Source organism: Pseudomonas sp. JQ170C, from assembly GCF_035581345.1.
Lineage (GTDB): Bacteria > Pseudomonadota > Gammaproteobacteria > Pseudomonadales > Pseudomonadaceae > Aquipseudomonas.
This window is the reverse complement of record NZ_CP141608.1, coordinates 2,461,679-2,479,426: the sequence shown is the minus strand read 5'-3', so window position 1 is coordinate 2,479,426 and position 17,748 is coordinate 2,461,679. Positions and strand designations below refer to the sequence as shown.

Annotated in this window: 8 protein-coding genes; 5 read left to right on the top strand and 3 right to left on the bottom strand. The window is 62.8% G+C overall.

The genetic code is table 11. The features are described 5' to 3' along the window. Positions 1-441 precede the first annotated feature (441 nt). Complete coding sequence (locus tag U9R80_RS11525) at positions 442-828, bottom strand: GFA family protein (protein WP_301840505.1); 387 nt, start codon at positions 826-828, stop codon at positions 442-444. A gap of 84 nt (positions 829-912) precedes the next feature. On the opposite strand from U9R80_RS11525, the gene U9R80_RS11520 reads away from it, so the two are divergent. Beyond that, a complete protein-coding gene (locus U9R80_RS11520) occupies positions 913-1,581 on the top strand; it encodes a class I SAM-dependent methyltransferase (RefSeq protein ID WP_301840504.1) in 669 nt (222 codons plus the stop codon). 28 nt (positions 1,582-1,609) lie between these two features. On the opposite strand, the gene U9R80_RS11515 is transcribed toward U9R80_RS11520, so the two are convergent. Continuing rightward, on the bottom strand, positions 1,610-2,896 hold the full coding sequence (locus tag U9R80_RS11515) for an OmpP1/FadL family transporter (protein WP_301840503.1): 1,287 nt from the start codon (positions 2,894-2,896) through the stop codon (positions 1,610-1,612). A gap of 261 nt (positions 2,897-3,157) precedes the next feature. Here U9R80_RS11515 and U9R80_RS11510 point away from each other — a divergent pair, with 261 nt between their 5' ends. Beyond that, positions 3,158-4,312, top strand: coding sequence for a GGDEF domain-containing protein (locus U9R80_RS11510; RefSeq protein ID WP_301840502.1), 1,155 nt, complete (start codon positions 3,158-3,160; stop codon positions 4,310-4,312). A gap of 127 nt (positions 4,313-4,439) precedes the next feature. Continuing rightward, positions 4,440-6,239, top strand: coding sequence for a hypothetical protein (locus tag U9R80_RS11505; RefSeq protein ID WP_301840501.1), 1,800 nt, complete (start codon positions 4,440-4,442; stop codon positions 6,237-6,239). A 785-nt stretch (positions 6,240-7,024) separates the two neighbouring features. Here the strand turns inward: U9R80_RS11505 and mnxG are convergent. Next, on the bottom strand, positions 7,025-12,811 hold the full coding sequence (mnxG, locus tag U9R80_RS11500) for a manganese-oxidizing multicopper oxidase MnxG (RefSeq protein WP_301840500.1): 5,787 nt from the start codon (positions 12,809-12,811) through the stop codon (positions 7,025-7,027). 697 nt (positions 12,812-13,508) lie between these two features. Between mnxG and U9R80_RS11495 the strand changes: the two genes are divergently transcribed. Together U9R80_RS11495 and U9R80_RS11490 are read left to right on the top strand one after the other, a co-directional pair. Further along, positions 13,509-14,900, top strand: coding sequence for a hypothetical protein (locus U9R80_RS11495; RefSeq protein WP_301840499.1), 1,392 nt, complete (start codon positions 13,509-13,511; stop codon positions 14,898-14,900). Positions 14,901-14,934: 34 nt separating this feature from the next. Continuing rightward, positions 14,935-17,235, top strand: coding sequence for an Ig-like domain-containing protein (locus tag U9R80_RS11490; protein WP_301840498.1), 2,301 nt, complete (start codon positions 14,935-14,937; stop codon positions 17,233-17,235). Positions 17,236-17,748 lie beyond the last annotated feature (513 nt).

The window sequence follows — 17,748 nt, the reverse complement described above, 5'->3', positions numbered from 1 at the left end:
TTCGGCGATAGCCGAAGTCGCGAGACGTAGAGTTGCTTGCAACTCGTAGGCCGCGATACCCCGTAGCGACGCCGGAGTGAGGGGACCCGAAGCGAAGCGTAGGGCCCCTGGTGGGGCGAGACCTTTGTGTTCCTTTGGGGCGTTTGCCAAAGGAACCCGCCGTAAGGGCGGAAGGGGCCAGTGGCGTCACCCTCCAAAACGGATAAGCCCACCATCACCATCCAATCCAATCCAAACCTTCCCGACAATCCACGAAGAACCTAAAAAAAGCCCGGCCAAGGCGGCTGGGCTGAGTATCGCGAGGGCAATACCTAATGGGCTCCGTCCGTGGAGATGGAATTTTGAACGGGTCTAACGTGGCAGGGATTTTGCCGGGGATGGGCCGAGTAGCGGTAATTCAAAAAAGTGAAGGCTGAGTGCATTTATTTTGAGGTGAAGCGCCTAAGACCGCCCTTTCTCCTCACGATCACGTGCGTATCGCCGAGCAAGCGGAAACGGCGGCAACCAGGACTCGCGTCGGACAGTCCAGCTCTCGTAGGTCGGCATCAACTGATCAGGCGCATCCAGCGACCCCAGGTTCACTTCGATCTCATCGGCGGTGCGGGCATACACGGACGACCCGCACCGTGGGCAGAAATAACGCCCGGCGTACGCGCGTGTCTCGCCCTCGACCGTTACCGCCGCCTTGGGGAAAATCGCGCTGGCATGAAACAACGCACCATGATGCTTGCGGCAATCCAGGCAATGGCAGATGCCCACCCGATAGGGCTGACCGGACGCCACGAAGCGCACATTGGCGCACAGGCAACCACCAGTGAATCGGTCCATGCTGACCTCACAAACGGGTGTAGAGCGGAGCTTGTAAAAATAGCAGCCTATGCTTGAACCCACCCACCTGCCCCGGACACCGACATGCCCAGCCCCGAAGCCACCCTCCTGCAAAGCTGGCACCACAACGCCCAGCCCTGGATCGACGCCGTGCGCAGCGGCGCCATCGAAAGCCGCCGCCAGGTCACGGACCAGGCCATCCTGCTGGCGGTGCTGGGCCGCCAGCCTGGGCGCGTGCTGGACCTGGGCTGCGGCGAGGGCTGGCTGTTGCGGGCGCTGGCGGATCGCGGCATCGAAGCGGTTGGTGTGGATGGCGACGCCACCCTGGTCAAGGCGGCGCAAGCAGCAGGTTCCAGGCATGTGCAGGTGGCCAGCTATGACGCGCTGGCCGCAGCAAGCGTGGACATCGGCCACGACTACGACCTGGTCTGCGCCAACTTCGCCCTGCTGCACCAGGACATCATCCCGCTGCTGAGCGCCATGCACGCCCTGCTCGCACCCGCAGGCACGCTGGTGATCCAGACATTGCATCCCTGGGCGGTGGCAGCGGGCGATTACCAGGATGGCTGGCGCGAAGAGACCTTTGCCGGGTTCCCGGGGCAGTGGCAACCCATGCCGTGGTACATGCGCACCTTGTCCAGCTGGATCAACGCACTGGACATGGCCGGCTTCACCCTGGCCACCCTGCAAGAGCCGCAACACCCGCAAAGCCCCGTGCCGCAGTCATTGCTGGTGGTTGCCGAGCGCCGGTAGCCGTTGGGGATACCGGCATTTGCCGTGATCAGAAGCGCCAGGTGGCCCCGCCGCCGATGATGTGCAGGGCCGCATTGTCATACGTACCCGACAGCGTGTCGCCCGAGCGCGCCTTGGTCTGCTCGACGTCCATGTCTCCCAGCCACACCAGGGTGTAGGCCAGGTGCAGGTCCAGGCCTTCGTCGAGCTGGTAGTTCACCCCGGCGGCCAGACGCCAGGCCTCGCCCATGGGGTTGTCGACGGTACGGTCCTTGTCGTCCACCGCCGAGCTGTCGTAACCCAGGCCCATGCTCCAGCGCAGCCGCGGGGTGGCCTGGTACTGGGCGCCGAGCGAGGCATGCCAGGTGTCCTTGTACTTGCGGTCTACGGTGCGGCTGACACCCAGTACATCGGCGTCGACCTCCACGCCAATGTCGCCGAATTCACTCCAGTCCTGCCAACCCAGGCTACCCAGCAGCTTCCACTGCGCATCGAGGTCGTGGGCAACGCTGAACAGCACCGTCTGCGGTATCGACATGTCCAGTTCCAGGCTGTCGACGTCCAGGCGCCGGAGCGCGGCATTGATGATCAGGTTGTCGACCTTGTGAACGCTGGGGCGGTCCTCGAATTCCAGGTCGACCTTGCTGGTATAGGCAAGGCCGATTTGCGTGCGCTCGCTCAGGCGGTACATCAGGCCGAGGTTGACCCCGACGCCAACGTCGCTGTCCTTGTATTCGAGTTGCCCGTCAGGGCGGTCGAGCAGCCCGAGCAGGTTGTTGTTGATGGCCAGTTCGTTGCGGTAATAGGCATAGACGATGCGCGGGCCGATGCCCACGCTCAGGTCATCGGTGAAGGTGTACGCCAGGGTTGGCTGGAACGACACGCCGATGATCGCCGCCTCCTGGTTGAAATAGCGCCCCGCCCAGTCGTCATCGTAGTCCAGCGCCAGGCCGAAGTTGCCGTACATGCCGAAGCCGATGGCCGAGCGCTCGTCGAGCTGGTGGCTGACGAACAGGCTGGAACCGGGCAGGTACTCAAGGGCGTTGCCGCCTTCGTTGCCGGAGAACTGATTGTTGCTGTCACGGGAAAAGCGCAGGTCGCCAAGAATCACTTGTGCGTTGGCGCTGATCTGGGTGCCCTGCAACCGGGCAATACCGGCCGGGTTGCTCATCAGCACACTGGGGTCGGTGGCCAGCGCCGCGGCGCCGGCATTGGCCAGGCCATTGCTCTCTTGCCCGGTTTCATAGATCAGGATGCCGCCAGCCCAGGTATTGCCTGAAGCCAGGCCCAGGCTCAGGGCCAGCAGGGTAGCGTACGGTCGATAAACGCGAGGCATGGCACGTCCTCTGTGACGATGGGCAAACGAGGAATATCAACTCAAGCCCTGGCCAGCCCACAGGCGACCAGCAGGGTAAAAATAGTAGGTCTTTGCGGGTAGTCGAGTGTGCAGGCATAGAACGAGTGAGGAGTGGCCGCTATGCTCCCGGAGCGCGCTTATGGCGGACCTGCCTGGCCGTGCAATCCATATCTGCGAAAAATCACTTCAAACGCTTACAATCAGCCGCCTCTCCCACCCACTTGACTGTCTCGTGAGGCTATGACGCTCGATCCCTCGACCCTGTTGACGCTCTCCGTCGCCCTGGCAGCGGCCGCGGCCCTGTACCTGGCGATCGAATGGCGGAGTATTCGCGAGCCTTCGCTGCTGTTCTGGAGTGCGGGCTTTGCCACCATTGCCGTGGGCTCGACACTGGCACTGCTGCGCGGCAGTGGCCTGCTGTTCATCGGCATCTGGTTCGCCAACGGCTTGCTGGTCACGGCCCACTGGCTGTTCTTGCTCGGCGTTGCACGCTTCACCCAGACGCGGCTCTCGCCTGCCTGGTACCTGATCTTCGTCGCCTGGCTGGCGTTGCTGCTGTTGCCAGGCGAGCAACCGTGGTCGAAGGTCACGCTGCTGGTCAATTCGTTGCTGGTCGCGGTGCTCGCCCTCAGGGCCAGTTTCTTGCTGCGCCCCCACGGTAAATCCTTGAGCGTGGGCGCCGTGCAGTTGCGCTATGTACTGCTGGCCCATGGGGTGTTCTACCTGATCAAATCCCTGACGGCCATCATCCCCGGCACGCTGATCGACCTCGCCGCGTTCCGGGGCGAAATCATCCAGGTCTCGCTGGTCGAAGGCGCCATGGCGATCATGCTGATCGCGCTGTCGATGACCGGCACCGAGCGCCACCGCCGTGAACAGCAAATCGAACAGCTGGCCGCCCATGATCCATTGACCGCCCTGTTCAACCGCCGGGCCCTGGAGGTACGGGCACCGCGTCTGCTCAAGGGCGTCTGCAGCGCCCGCCCCGGCGCCGTCTTGCTGATTGATATCGACAATTTCAAGCTGGTCAACGACCTCTACGGCCATACCGCAGGCGACCGTTTGCTGGTGACGTTGAGCGAACTGATTCGGGCGGTGCTGCCCGAGGACGCCCTCGCCGCCCGGCTCGGTGGCGACGAGTTCATCATCGTGTTCAAGGACGCCTCCAGCGCGCGAATCGAACAGCTTGGCCGCCAACTGCGCGAGCCGTTCCTCGCCACCACCTCACAGACCTTCACCACGCCCCTGCCCGTGACGCTCAGTATCGGCGCCAGCCTGTTCGACCAACCGCCGGCCAGCCTCGAGGGCTTGATCGAGCAAAGCGACACGGCGCTGTACGCCTCCAAGCGCAGCGGGCGCAACAGCATCCGCGTGGTTGACCGGACCACGCTGTGAGGCCGATCACAACAATGACATCAAATAGCCATCTTTTGACGTGAAACAATAGCCCAGTCGCTGTATAAAGCTGCCCCAAGCCAACAACCATGCAGCCTGAACGGCTGCAGAGACTTGCGAGATCAGCATGCAACCGGGAAGCAGCATCAGCGCCAGGGTCATTTCCGACGCGGTCAATCAACGTGCCGAACGCGCCTTTGGTAAAAGCGCGAAAAATGCGGTAGCCGTTGCGAACGTTGAACATCACACCGCCGACGTCGACTACGCGATTCGCACAAGCTACAGCCTGGAGGTCATCTCGCGCCCCGTGCGCGTAAACACTACACCGCTTTCCCTGGAAGGCGCCCGCGCCGCACTCCAGGCCCGGCAATCCGCCTTGATGTCGAACCCGGGCCAGGCGTTTCGCCAGTTGGTCATCGACCACCTCAAGGCCAATCCGCTGCGCATCAGGAAACCGGCAAAATTCAAGATCGCCAGCGACGATCACTTCTACTACAGCTGGCAGGCCTGCCACGGCTGCGCCGGCGACGGCACCATTCATTGCCATAGCTGCCACGGCCGCGGCGCCGTGAGTTGCGGCGGCTGTTATGGCTCCGGCCAGGAGCAGTGCTGGCAATGCAATGCCTCGGGCTGGGTCGGAGGCCCACGCTACTGTGTCTATTGCGGTGGATCAGGGGTGCACGCGGGTCAGCGCTGCAACGGCTGCGCAGGCCGCGGTGGCAGTGGCCACCAATGCCCAAGCTGTGCCGCCAGCGGCAAGGTTGCCTGCTCGCGCTGCCGAGGTACCACCACGGAACAATGCAGCAAATGCAACCGTGGCTGGATCACCTGCGATACCTGCGATGGCGCCTGCAACCTGACCTATGAATGGCATTACGACATTTATGCGCAAACGGAGATCACCTATCACTGGCCCGGTGCCCAGCCGTGGATGTCCGAACACCTGAAGGCGGCAGTCAACGACGAGGCCAACTACCCGTCGGTGTTCCAGGTCAGTTCGCTTTTTACCGGGGATGAAGATGCCTTCCGGCTGACGGGTAAAGGCTACGTCAACGGTGCCACAGCCACCGTCACCTACAAGGGACGCAGCGCCGCGTGCCAGTTCCTGGGCGAAACGGCAGTACCCGTCAATCTTGGCGGTGTGCTGTCGGGCAACTTCGTCCATGTGCTGCAACAGCTGGCAAACCCCAAGAAGCTCCGCGCCGTTCACAAGGCCTCCTCCCACACCATCGCGTCGGCGCTGATCAAGGAAGTCGAGCAGGACAGCGCCGAGGTGAAGGCATCGACGCCGGTGAAATCGGGGGTCATTACCCTGGAGCAGGCCGAGCAGTTCCTTGAGCTTCGCAAGCAGGCCAGAAACCACCTTTTCCAGAGCTGGAACACCTTCAAGTTGCGCGCGGTACTGCGCTTGTCGTGGTCGATCTTCGTCTGGCTGACCCTGTTCTACCTGGGCGTCAACCTGCTCGGCAAAGTTCAGCCAGGGGCCACCCAAGGGGTCATTGCCCTGCTCCGGTTTCCTGCCGAGGTGTTCGACAAACTGCTGCTGCCGTATCGCATCGCGCTTGAATACGGTGGCTGGACCCTCTGGACATTTATACTGGCGAGCCTATTTGCCGGGTCGAGGATCGTACCCAGGGTATGGCCGAAGATCGACCACTGGCCCGATAGCCTGTGGTTGCGGGCGCCCGTACTGCTGGTGACCGGGTCGGCGACACTGGCGGTATTGCTGGCACTGGCGCCTACCACCACGTTCTACTTCTTTCCGCCAGGCTGGATGCCGACGGGGGCACGGATCAGCCAGGCCATCAGCGGCACCTTCTCGATGATGCCGGCAATGTTCATCACCTCGCTCTGCGTGGCGCTGGTGCGGTACAAACTGGCCAGCAAGCTTTGGGTACACAAGCATCGCCTCAAGATGAACTTCTGATCCAACAGCCCCCTCCGACAGGGGGCTTTTTTTTGGGGGTTATTCACCGCATCCCGGAGGCACGGTGAATCGGCATCACCCTGAATACTGGATAGGCCAGCCGGCCGCATCGCGGGGCAAGCCCGCTCCTACCGAATACCTGCTGTAGGAGCGGGCTTGCCCCGCGATGGATCGTGAATCTTGCCAACAAATCCATGCCTGCCGGTAATCCCGCTTCAGCGTTGCACCTGGATGTGCACGACTCAGGGGCCTATCGCGGGGCAAGCCCGCTCCTACAACAGCCCGAAAGAACGCCACAGGCCAGCAAGAGCGCAGCGAATTGTGCTTTTGATCTTGATCTTCTGCCCCGTTAACCAGAAGGGCCGAACGGAGGTGTCGTGGAGGGGCTAGCGCGCAGCGCCTTCGGCGAAGGCCGAAGATGCGAAGCGTAGCGTTGCTTGCAACGCGTAGCTCGCAATGCCCCGTAGCGACACCGCAGTGAGGGGACCCGAAGCGCAGCGTAGGGCCCCTGGTGGGGCAGGCGGTTTTGCCTACTTTTTCCAAGAAAAAAGTAGGCCGCCGTAAAGGCGGAAGGGGCCGCCAGCCTCACCGCAAGAAATGGATAAACCCGCAGCCGCAACACCCCAGAAACCATAACGTGTCCACCATGTCCCCGCTCTCTGGTCTATACACCAGACAAAAGGCCCCCCACTGTAGAGGCAAAAGGGGCCGCCAGCGTCACCACACGAAATGGATTAGCCCACAGCAGCAACACCCCCCTTCCCCCTCCTTGCCAGCCTACCCCGTTACTGCGCAGTAGTCGGCGCAGGCTCATCGCTGACCCGCAGCAGCCCCCAGATCCCGCCCAGATTGCCGAACGCCGCATAGTCCCGATACAGATAGTCACCAGGTACCGCATTGGCACCACCAGCGCTGGGGAACATGAAACTGAAATGCGCTGCCGGGAGCACGCTTTCCTGCGCGCCGATGTACATGGCCATGGGGTTGTAGCCAAAGCGCACCGAACCGATCCCCGCGTCTTTCATGGGGTAACCCCAGAGATCGACCCTTTCGGCCTGGAACGGATTGAACGCCCAGACATGACCGTCGAGCTGGAAGGTCGCGCCCCGGCTGCCGCCCGAAGGCATCAGCACATGGGTGCGGAACGGCTGCCCGGGCTTGACCCGCAGTATCGGCGTGACCGGATCGCCGCCGACCAGGGCATTGCTGTAGGCCATGTGGGCATTGGGCACTGCGCCCAAACCATTGCCACCCGCCTGTCCGAACGGTGCGTTCGGCGCACGGGCGAAGCGGTACCACAGGGGCTCGCTCTTGTAGTTGATCGCCATGTCCGAGTTGTCTTTCGGGTCGTTGGGAATGCCCGGCCCTTCGGACGACATGTTCTCCACGGGCAAGCCGTTGGCCCAGCGCATGTTCAGGGACTTCTGCCAAACCATCATGAAGTCGCGATAACTGCTGGCGCCGGGTGCCTGCACCGTGGCCGACGCTCGGGAAGCGGCATCCTCCTGCCAGGTGGAACCCGCCGGCGTCACCGACATGGCCGCCACCAGGCCCTTCTGTGGTTGCTTGATGGGGTCGGCCGGCATCAGGTTAAGGCCACCGAACTCGATGGGGGTCGCCTCGATCGTGTCGACGTTGCGTCCCCCTTGAGACGCCACCGGCTGACCGGCACGCTCCAGGTGCCCGGCATAGTACTGATAGGAGCGGCTTGGCCATGCACCGGTATTGCCTGCCCGTGGCGCCACCGTCTGCACCGGGTTGCTGCCGACGTTGAAGCCATCGGACTTGCTGACGTCGTAGGTCAGCAACTGGGCGTGCAGACCAACGTGACTGGAGGGCCGCATCAGGTTGTTGTTGAAGGTGGTCGAGCCTTGCGCACCGGAACGGTCACGTTTGACCGTGCCTTGCATCACTGCGTAGTTCGGCAGATCCGGCATCATCAACGGCAGGCGGTTCTCCAGGGTGATGTTGATGCAATCGCCGGCGGCGGCACGTAGCACCAGCGGCTCGACGGGCACCCCGGGCTTGAGCTTGCCACTGACCGGGTCCAGGTCGGCCTTGCGCACATAAAGAATGGCCGTCGGGTCGTGCAACGGGCCGGACTGTCCGCCAATGGTAAAAGTCTCGCCATCTTCAGGGTCGAAGATCGTTACCTGCGGCACCGTCACCGGCCTTGGGTTGTAGACCAGGGTGCCGCCGTTCGGGTTGAGCGGGCCGCCGACATGCTGGCCGGCACCTGCCGGGTCGCCGAGGGTCAGGCCCAAGGGGTTGGCGAGGATATCGTTGGCCAGCGCCGCCACCACCTCGTAGTTGCGCTGCACCGTCGCCCGGGTGCCGATGCCATTGGGATTGGGGCTGAAGCGCGGGCACACGCCATTGAAATTCACCGTGTTGCGCGCGGCCACCGGCCTGGGGTTGTTGGGCAGCGGGAACAGGTCACTGCGGCTCTGCGAATAGTTGCGCATGATGCCCCACAGGCCACTCCAGTAGCCCTCCAGGGAAGCATCCATGGCATACAGGTAATCGCCGGTATCGCTGGCCGCACTGGACATCATCGCTACAGGCGCCATGAAGCCGAACTGCTCGGAAATCGCCACCATTTGCGACGCCTTCCAGCCGGTGTTGGAGCTATTGCCGAAGCCGCTGCCCGAATGCAGCCACTTCACCCCGTGCACCGTAACGTTGTGCTCCTCTTCGTGGCCGCCGGCATTGACCCGCAGGCGCACGTTGTCGCCGGTATAGGTGCGCAACGTCGGCGTGAACGGATCGCCCGGCAAGTCCCCCCGGTTGATGTGTTTGGGCAAAAGCGTGACCCCGCCGGTGGGGCCGGTCGCCGAGGTGATAGCGCTGGGGGCCAGGTTGAGTGCGGGGATCATGCGGTCGGTCCGGTTTTGCAGGGCATGGGCCAGGTCACCGGCCAGGCCGTCGGCCTGCATGCCCCGCTTGCCGTCCGGCGCCACCTTGTTCGGGTCGTAGATGCGCAGGCCCAGGGGCTCATGGCGGTAGTTGACGACGAAGATGCCGGGGTCCGAAGCCGAAATCGCTTGCGGGCACGGCCGCGACGGACACGTCAGCAGTTCGCCACTGGCAGCTTCCACGACCGACTCCAGCAAGTTGGCGGCCGTTTTGCGTCCCGGCGGATTGATGGCGTAGCGGAAGCTGTCCGCTGTGGCCGGGTAGGCCTGCGCATCGGGAACCCCATCGGGGCCCGCGCCGACGTAGACACCGGCTTCATAGGCGTGCTGGAAGTCGCTGAACTCGAGGAAGAACTCGCGGAAACTGTCGTTCTTGTTGTCGCCGTTGAGATCACCGGTCTCGATCACCGCTTGCCACGACGTCGGGCCGCCGTCCTCACGCCCGCTACCGTTGTAAAGGGGCTCGCCGGTTTCGGCGTGGTACCACTTGGAACCGGCAGGCTCGGCCAGCACCGTGGCGTACATGCCGACTTGCTGGTGGGTCGAAGGGCCAAGGTGGTCGTGGGTAAAGATATTGCCCAGGCCGCGGTCGATGTTGTGCACGTTCAGCACAGGGTCGGCGAACCAGCGTTGCAGCGTGGTGCGCGCGCCCAGCCAGTCAGCGCGATTGAACCGCCCGAAGTACGGGTGCTGTTTGGCCACCGGGCAATCCCCGGTGCCTTCGCGGGGGTCGCCGTTCTGACAATCGTTGAACCGGCGAATGGCGTGGATGCGCTCGACCACGGTGGACGGTGAGAGCACGCCATCCTCGTAGTTCCAGCCGTTGGCCGAGCCGTCGGCGGCAGTCAGGTCCCACTTGGGCAAGTGAATGTGCTGGCCGATGACGTCGGTAGGCGTACGCACCTGGTAATCGTCGAGTTCGTAGGCTGACGGCACCAGATTGGTGTGGTGATACATGGTGCAGTCGAAGGTGTTCATGCGCATCACCAACGGTTCAGGTGGGCGCTGCTTGTTGATCACCGGCCACGCATCCTCCCACAGGGTCAGGATTCGGGTTTGCGGGAAGTGATAGCCGATCTTGTTGAACACGGCGTCAAACTGGATATTGGCGCCTTTGTAAACCCGCGGGTGATCGGCACTGAACATCGAGGTGCCACTGAAGGTCTGCGCGTCAAGACGCTCACCGCTGTTGAAATAGCCGGCTCCGGCGCTGCGGGTCAGGCGTTTTTGCCGGTCGTCCATGCAGGGCTCGAAAAACGGCGCGCCCGCGACCGGAGGGGCCCCGTTGGTGAGAAAGTCGCGCGGCAGCAGTTGGCCATTGGGCAGCACGGCGAAGCTGGCATGTGAGGGCTTGGCGTGGAAGGCCATGGCCGACTGTTCGACATCGGTACCCTCCTCGGGGAGGTACACCGGTTTGGCGCGCTCCAGGGACTTGGTCATGTCCAGCAAAGAGGTGGTCACCTGCGCTTCACCGCCAGCCGACCAGCCATCCAGGCCATGACGTGGCAGGCCGCCATCCCAGCCACCGGCCTGAGCCGGATCCAGCGCCGCCCACAATGCATTGCCGCTGCCCTTCAAGGCCGTGGCCGTTTGCGCATCGAGCATGTCCAGAGGCGGCGTCGGCGGCCGTTGGCCGACGGTGCTTTCGACGCCGCCGATCCAGAATGGATAACCAGGATTTTTCAGGCTGCCATCGGCATTGCGGTTGGCTTCACTGCGATCGACCAGCGCCAGCGAACCGACGACTTTCTGCGCACTCGGCGTGTCGCTGTCGTCACCCGCTTCAGCGTCTGCGGTCTGCGTTTCACCACTCATTTTCGGCACCACCACGACTTTGCCCGGCATCGGCGGCAAGGCTTTGCCCGGCAAGGGCACGACCGCCGGAATGGGGGTGCCGGCGACGATTTCACCATCAGGCAAGGCCCGGGCGCCCGAGGCCGGCAAGCCACTGCGCAGCGCAAACGGCTGCGCATGGAAGTCGTTGTCGCCCTCCTGGCTCACCGCCAGGCGCGTGCCCTCCTCGAACACATCATGGATGCGCCACATGGCCCACATGCCTTGGGCGAAATGCGGGTAGAAATGGCAGTGATAGATCGCATCGCCGACCACCCGATTGCGGTTGCCGGAGCCACCATTGGCGATCTCGTAGGTGTAACCCGAGCCGGGGCCGACGCCCTGGGCATCCATGTAGTCGGAGTTGTCATCGTTGGGGTTGAACAACCACTGGTGACCGTGAAGATGGAAAACGTGTTGCTCGTAACCCACGCTGATATTGCGAAACTTCACCGCGTCGCCCAGGTAGCTGTGAGCGACGTTGGAAGGTTCGGCCGGATACAGCGCCATGCTGGCCTTGATACCGACACTGTCGGCCGGCGGAACCTGGCCGGGTGCCAGTTGCTCGAGACCGATGTTGGCCGGCACGTCCACCTGCATCGCGATATCACCGGTGGTGTGTGCGCTGAGGAAGAATTCTTCATAGGCGCAGGACAAGCAATCATGCATGGGGCCCACACCCACACGGTTGGCGATGACCTCGGCGCCCATGCCACCGGAGCCGTAGTTGACCATAAAGGCGTCGCGCGTCGGATCGAGCATCTGGCCGAACGCCAGGTCGCCCCAGAACCCTGGAAACGCCTGGACGACAGCGGACTGATCGTGGAACACCGCAGCAAAATCGCGGAACGGCTCCAGGCGATTGGGCAGGCTGGGGTTACGCTTACCCTGGCTTTCAAGGGGATAGGTGGCGGGTGGGAAACTGCCATCGTCATTCGGCCCCATGACCACCGCGTCGGCATTGCTGGCAATGATTTCATTGCCGTCGACCATGCTCAGGATCGGTTTGCCTGCCTTGCCTTCCGCGATCCAGGGTTCCAGCACCGGGTAGCGAGCCTGGTAGTCGATGATCGGCTGGCCGGCCGGTGTCCGCCCGCGCGTAGCCAGGCGCAAGTCTTCTTCGGTGACCGTGTTGTGATAGGCCTGCCCACCTTTGGGCAGCACCACAACCTGGCCGAACAGGCCGTTGCCGACGTTGCCGGAAGAGCCCTCGCTGCCGAAGGTGGCGCCGTAGCTGGTCGCTACGAACGTGCCTTCGCGTTCGGCGTAGAGGGTATAGGTGCGACTTTGCCCCGGTGCCAGCAAGGTGTTGTCGTTGCGTCCGCTGTTGGCGGAAATATCGTTGATCGAGCCAAAGGCCTGTAGGCCGTTGACCTGGAAACCGACATGGCGGTCGGCGACTTGAGCGTCGACGTGCAACTCGCCGTTGGCGGCGTTCTCGTGGTCGTTGCCCTGGCCATTGGGGTTGGCCTGGAACGCCAGCAGGTTTTGCAGATTGACCGTCAGGCACTCTCCGGCAGCGACCCGCAATACCAATGGGCGCGGCCGCTTGTCCGGGCGCAAGGTGACTTGACCTGGCGTGGCGCTACCGCCCTGGGTGATCAACACCCCCTGGGTGTCCACCACATCCGCACGCAGGGCGAACATCATGCCGTTGGGGTTATGCGCACCGAGCCGGTTGAACATCAACGGCTGGTCCATGGCCACGACATTGGCCACCAGGGTGCGCTGGCACTGCACCGCCGCCTCGGCCAGCTCGCCACCGGCGAGCCATACGCCTGCGAGCAAGGCCAATCCTTGCGGCTTCCTCAACCAGCGACGCATGCCATCAACGTCTATTTGAGAGTGCAGTTGGGCGCGGATCATTTGGACAGGCCTCCAAGTCAGCACACACACTTAGGTGGAGTTCGAGCCCGCAAATATCGCGCCAAAAAAAATGATGTTTGAATTCAAGCAGTTGAGAAGTTAACGCCCATAACCGGGGGATACTTCCCCCACTTATATCCCGAACTTCCCCGCACTTGTTTCAAATTGTGTATAGAGAACTAATATATATCGCGCGCGCACGCGAAGATGGTTGTCACGGGCAAGGCCTCGACAACCAGAGTCATACTTCTCTTGCCTGTCGCATCCCCGCTGAACAGCCCGCACGCTGTAAAGGCAGCACTTGCAGTTCGGCGCAAAGTTCCCCCGCCAGTGGGTGTAATGCCCCACCCGTACCCGTTTCGACAAGCATGAGCGTCCCTCGACACCCTGGCGAACCCGCTTTGGCTCGATAAAAGCCCAGGGACGAGGTACACAGTTGCAGCATGAAATACAGGCAGTCTTCATGACGCCTTGAACAACGTGCGCGGCTTTGACACGGCAGTATTCATTACCGAACAAGACATCAATCCTTTTGCTGACGACATCGCTCATACAACTTTCGGCTTAAATCGGCACGATCATTGCTGATACCGATTCAGAACCTTTTTGACCGAGCTGTACCACCCAGCCTGTGTCTTTTTGAGAGGACTGAATCATGCACAACAGATTGTCCCTACTGGCAAGTTCAATTCTGCTTGCATCAATAAGTGGCGGGACGGCGCAGGCAGCACTCTACGCCGTAGATCCAGGTGTCCCTGGAGAACGCCCCTACCCCCTCGACAGCGGAAACAAGACCGGTTACGCCGCCTGGTATCAGGACACCCACGGCCGTACCCTGGACCTGTGCCTGAGCAAGGCGGTCAGCTCGCGCGCAGCACCCACCCCCGGGGCGCCGGCATACATGTGCATCCTCAACCCGGCACCTGGGGAGTTCGATGACACCCAGCCGATCGTCTTCCCGACCAACTATCCCGATGAAACGTTCTGGTTCGCCGCGGACGGCGCCATTACCGACGCCGCCAGCGGCATCGACCTGGACTTTGGCGCGGCCATCGAAGCCGCGTTCAACGGCGAGGTCGCTGACGGCCACCAACTGAGCTTCGCCCGTATCCGCATTCGCGTCGATGTGCCCGCACCTGGCGTCTACACGGTCACCCACCCCTATGGCGTCGACGTGTTCAACGTCACGCCGGAAGAGTTCGCCGACACCGGCGGCACCCGGGCAATCAACATGACCCGCGATATCGGCATCGGCCCAGCCGGCGACTACACCGGCGCGCTCAGGGGAGACATCGGACCGTTCCTGCGCAGCGTCAATGGCCCTTATGCCGAGAACAACCCGGAAACCGGCCAGCAGGAGAAATACATCGGCGACCCGAACATAGAGGAGCAAGTGACGGGCAGCCCCTTCAATACCAACTACCTGCGTATCCAGGGCCCCAACGGCATCGATACGCGCAGCGACACCTTCTCCGTGTCCGGCAAGCTCAGCGCCGTGGACCTGCCAGCCCCTGCACTGGTCCAGCGTGCCACCTACTCGCGGGGAAACACGCCCGAGGGTGTGGTCGCGTACCAGGATGTCTTCACCATGGCCCCTCCGCCACCCGGCACGGCCAACTTCCTGGACAGCGCGGGCACTGCCGTGACCATGACGGAAGCCAATTCGACCGGAAGCTGGTATGGCCAGTCGACCGTCAACCCGACCATCCCGGCGCTCCTGCAAGTGACGGTCGACAACCATGTGGCGATCCCTACCCTCCATGTGCCCACCACCGTGCCCGTACCACTGACCGATCTGGTCACCATCAACAAGGCCGAATACAGCCGCGGCACCGGTCGACTGACCATCGAGGCCTCGACCAGCGACCGCACCATGCCTCCAAACCTGACCGCTTACGCCGGGAGGAGTGGTGCGCTGATCGGTGAGCTTTCCGGCGGCGCCGACAAGTCCCTGTCGCCTACCGCCGGCACAGTCCCTCCGGCGACCATTCGGGTGACCTCGGCGAACGGCGGCAGCGATACAGAAGAAGTGGTCATCGTCCAGTGACCCAGCGAATTCGGATCAAGAGCCAGGAGGTAACATGAACAAGTGGCCACGTTTCATATTCAACACACTGAGCCTGTCCATCGCGATGGCAGGCGGTGCCCACGCAGCCCTGCAGAGTTTCGACCCGGGGCCCTACACCCTGGCCACCGGCCGGTTCCCCATGTGGTATCAGGACTTCAACAATGTGAAGCTGGAGCTCTGCCTGTCCAAGGCCGTCAGCACCCGCGCGCCGGGCACCGCAGCCGCCCCCGGCTACATGTGCACCATTCCCGCAGAAGGCGGATTCAACCCCGCCGAGCCCATCATCTTCCCCAACAACTGGCCAGGCGAAAGCTTCTGGTTCATCGCTGACGGCACCGTCGGTGACAGAACCTACGGCATCGAGCAGTACGTTGCAGCACTGGAAGCGGTGGCCGGCGAAGGCGAGATCGTCGATGGGGAACAGCACAACTTTGCCCGCATCCGTATCCGCGCCGCAGTCCCCACCGCGGGTATGTACACCGTGCGCCATCCTTACGGTACCAAGGTGTACGTCGTTTCCACCACCGGGCGGCGGGCGATCAACGACACCAGTGACATCGGTATCGCCACGCTCAACTACTCGGGCGCCTTGCAGGGAGCCCTCGGGCCGTTCCTGTACAGCGTGTCTGCCCCCAATAGCCTGACCAACGAAGCCGGCACGGAAGTCGCCCGCTACTACACCGAGACCAACCCGGAAACCGCCCTGCAGGAGAAATTCGTCGGCGACCCGAACCTCGCTGAGCAAGTGCGCGGCAGCCCGGTTCTCGATGATCACGGCAACCCGCAAAACTATCTGGAGATCTCAGGTCCCGCGGGCACTCTGCGCACCAATCTGTTCACGGTCTCAGGCAAGATCTACGACGACCGCACCCAGACGCCGGTGGAGGTGGAGCGCGTCACCTACCAGCGTGACAGCAACGGCTCGCGGGTTGAGATATTTGCCGACTCGCACCGTACCAACAGCAGTACCCACGCCGTGACGCCGGCTGCATCGACGATCTGCTACCGCACCACCCTCACCCTCACCGGAACGCCACCGGGACCGTGCCTGCCGAGCGCGAACCTGTTGACGGACAACAACGGCTACTTCTACACCAGCTTCGCGACGACAACCGCCCCGCCATCCGTGGTGGTGGTGACCGCCAGCGAATTGGGTGGCGCAAGCAAACCCACCTCGGTATCGCGCACGCCCGTCGATGTGGTGAAAGTCACTTCGGCGCAATACGACCCGGAGCATCACCGCCTGACCATCAAGGCGACCTCCAGCGACAAGGTCCTTAAACCTGGCCTCGTCGCCCAGGGATACGGTCCTCTGCCAAGCGACGGAACGCTGGTGGTCAATGACCTGACCCAGCCACCGGAAAGCGTTACGGTCAAATCGGCAGCCGGCGGTGCGGACAGCGAACCGGTGACCGTTACCGGCATCGTCGAAGGCCCTTCCGAAAACCGGAAACCTCTGGCCGTAGCGGATACCGTGAGCACCAGCTCGGGCGTCCCCGTCACCATCAACGTACTGGCCAATGACAGCGATCCCGACGAAGACACGCCGCTGGCCATCGACAGCTTCGTACCGCCGGCGGCAGGCCAGGGTACGGTAGCGCTCAATGGCACCACCAGCCTGATCTACACACCACCGGCGACCAATGTCCCGCTGCAGGCGACCTTCAGCTACATCGCCAGGGACAGCAAAGGCCTGGCATCAGAGCCGGCAACAGTCACGGTCAACGTGAGCCCGAACCAGGTCCCTGTCGCCAACAACGACACTGCAAGCACCCAAGGAGGAACGCTGACGCTTAACGTCTTGCTCAACGACTCCGACCCTGAAGGCAACACGCCTTTGAGCGTGATCCTCCTGAGCCAGCCAGCGACGGGCCAGGGCAGTGTCAGCACCAACGGTACAGTAGTGACCTACACCGCACCGCAGAACATCAGCAGTGCCTTTACCACCACCTTCACCTACCAGGTGCGCGATTCGCTTGGAGCGCTCTCGGCACCCGCCACCGTCACCGTGCAAGTCACACCGTTGGTCACGCAGGAAAACCTGGTGGTCACCACCGCCGAGGTACGAGCGCGCGCCAATAACCGATTGACCTGGGACCTCTCCGGCACCACCTCGGCGGTGGTCGGCAACACCATCACCGTTCAGGTCTCCACCGCTAGCGGCCTGGCCACGGTGGGCACCGCTACCGTCCCGATCACCGGCCGCTGGCGGCTGTCGGCAACCACCACGACCGTTGTGCCAAGCGCCAACCCAACGGTCACCATCCGATCATCGCTCGGCACCGTACGCACGGCACCGTTGGTGGTCCAATAGCCAATCGCCCCGCCTCCTTCATCGGAGGCGGGGCCTTTTTCGACGATCGGATTTTCGAGGCTGCAAGATAATCCGCTCCATGCCGCGCCGCTACTTTCCCCTTCCGCCCTGCCCTGAAAACTGGATAGGCCAGCCGGCCTCATCGCGGGACAAGCCCGCTCCCACCGAATGCTGGCTGTGGGAGCGGGCTTGCCCCGCGATGGCTCTAGAATCCTGCCAATAAATCCATGCCTGCTGCTGATCCCAATTCAGCGTTGCGCCTGGATGTACATGACGCTGGGGCCTATCGCGGGGCAAGCCCGCTCCTACAGCCAGCGCAGGTCAGCAAGAGCGCAGCGAATTGTGCTCTTGATCTTGCTTTTGATCTTCTGCCCCGTTAACCAGAAGGGCCGAACGGAGGTGTCGTGGAGGGGCTAGCGCGTAGCGCCTTCGGCGAATGCCGAAGTTGCGAAGCGTAGCGTTGCTTGCAACGCGTAGCTCGCAATGCCCCGTAGCGACACCGCAGTGAGGGGA

Excerpts from the sequence above, each read along its gene's own strand:
- U9R80_RS11525 (WP_301840505.1), bottom strand. The coding sequence starts at position 828 with ATGGACCGATTCACTGGTGGTTGCCTGTGCGCCAATGTGCGCTTCGTG.
- U9R80_RS11520 (WP_301840504.1), top strand. The coding sequence starts at position 913 with ATGCCCAGCCCCGAAGCCACCCTCCTGCAAAGCTGGCACCACAACGCC.
- U9R80_RS11515 (WP_301840503.1), bottom strand. The coding sequence starts at position 2,896 with ATGCCTCGCGTTTATCGACCGTACGCTACCCTGCTGGCCCTGAGCCTG.
- U9R80_RS11510 (WP_301840502.1), top strand. The coding sequence starts at position 3,158 with ATGACGCTCGATCCCTCGACCCTGTTGACGCTCTCCGTCGCCCTGGCA.
- U9R80_RS11505 (WP_301840501.1), top strand. The coding sequence starts at position 4,440 with ATGCAACCGGGAAGCAGCATCAGCGCCAGGGTCATTTCCGACGCGGTC.
- mnxG (WP_301840500.1), bottom strand. The coding sequence starts at position 12,811 with ATGCGTCGCTGGTTGAGGAAGCCGCAAGGATTGGCCTTGCTCGCAGGC.
- U9R80_RS11495 (WP_301840499.1), top strand. The coding sequence starts at position 13,509 with ATGCACAACAGATTGTCCCTACTGGCAAGTTCAATTCTGCTTGCATCA.
- U9R80_RS11490 (WP_301840498.1), top strand. The coding sequence starts at position 14,935 with ATGAACAAGTGGCCACGTTTCATATTCAACACACTGAGCCTGTCCATC.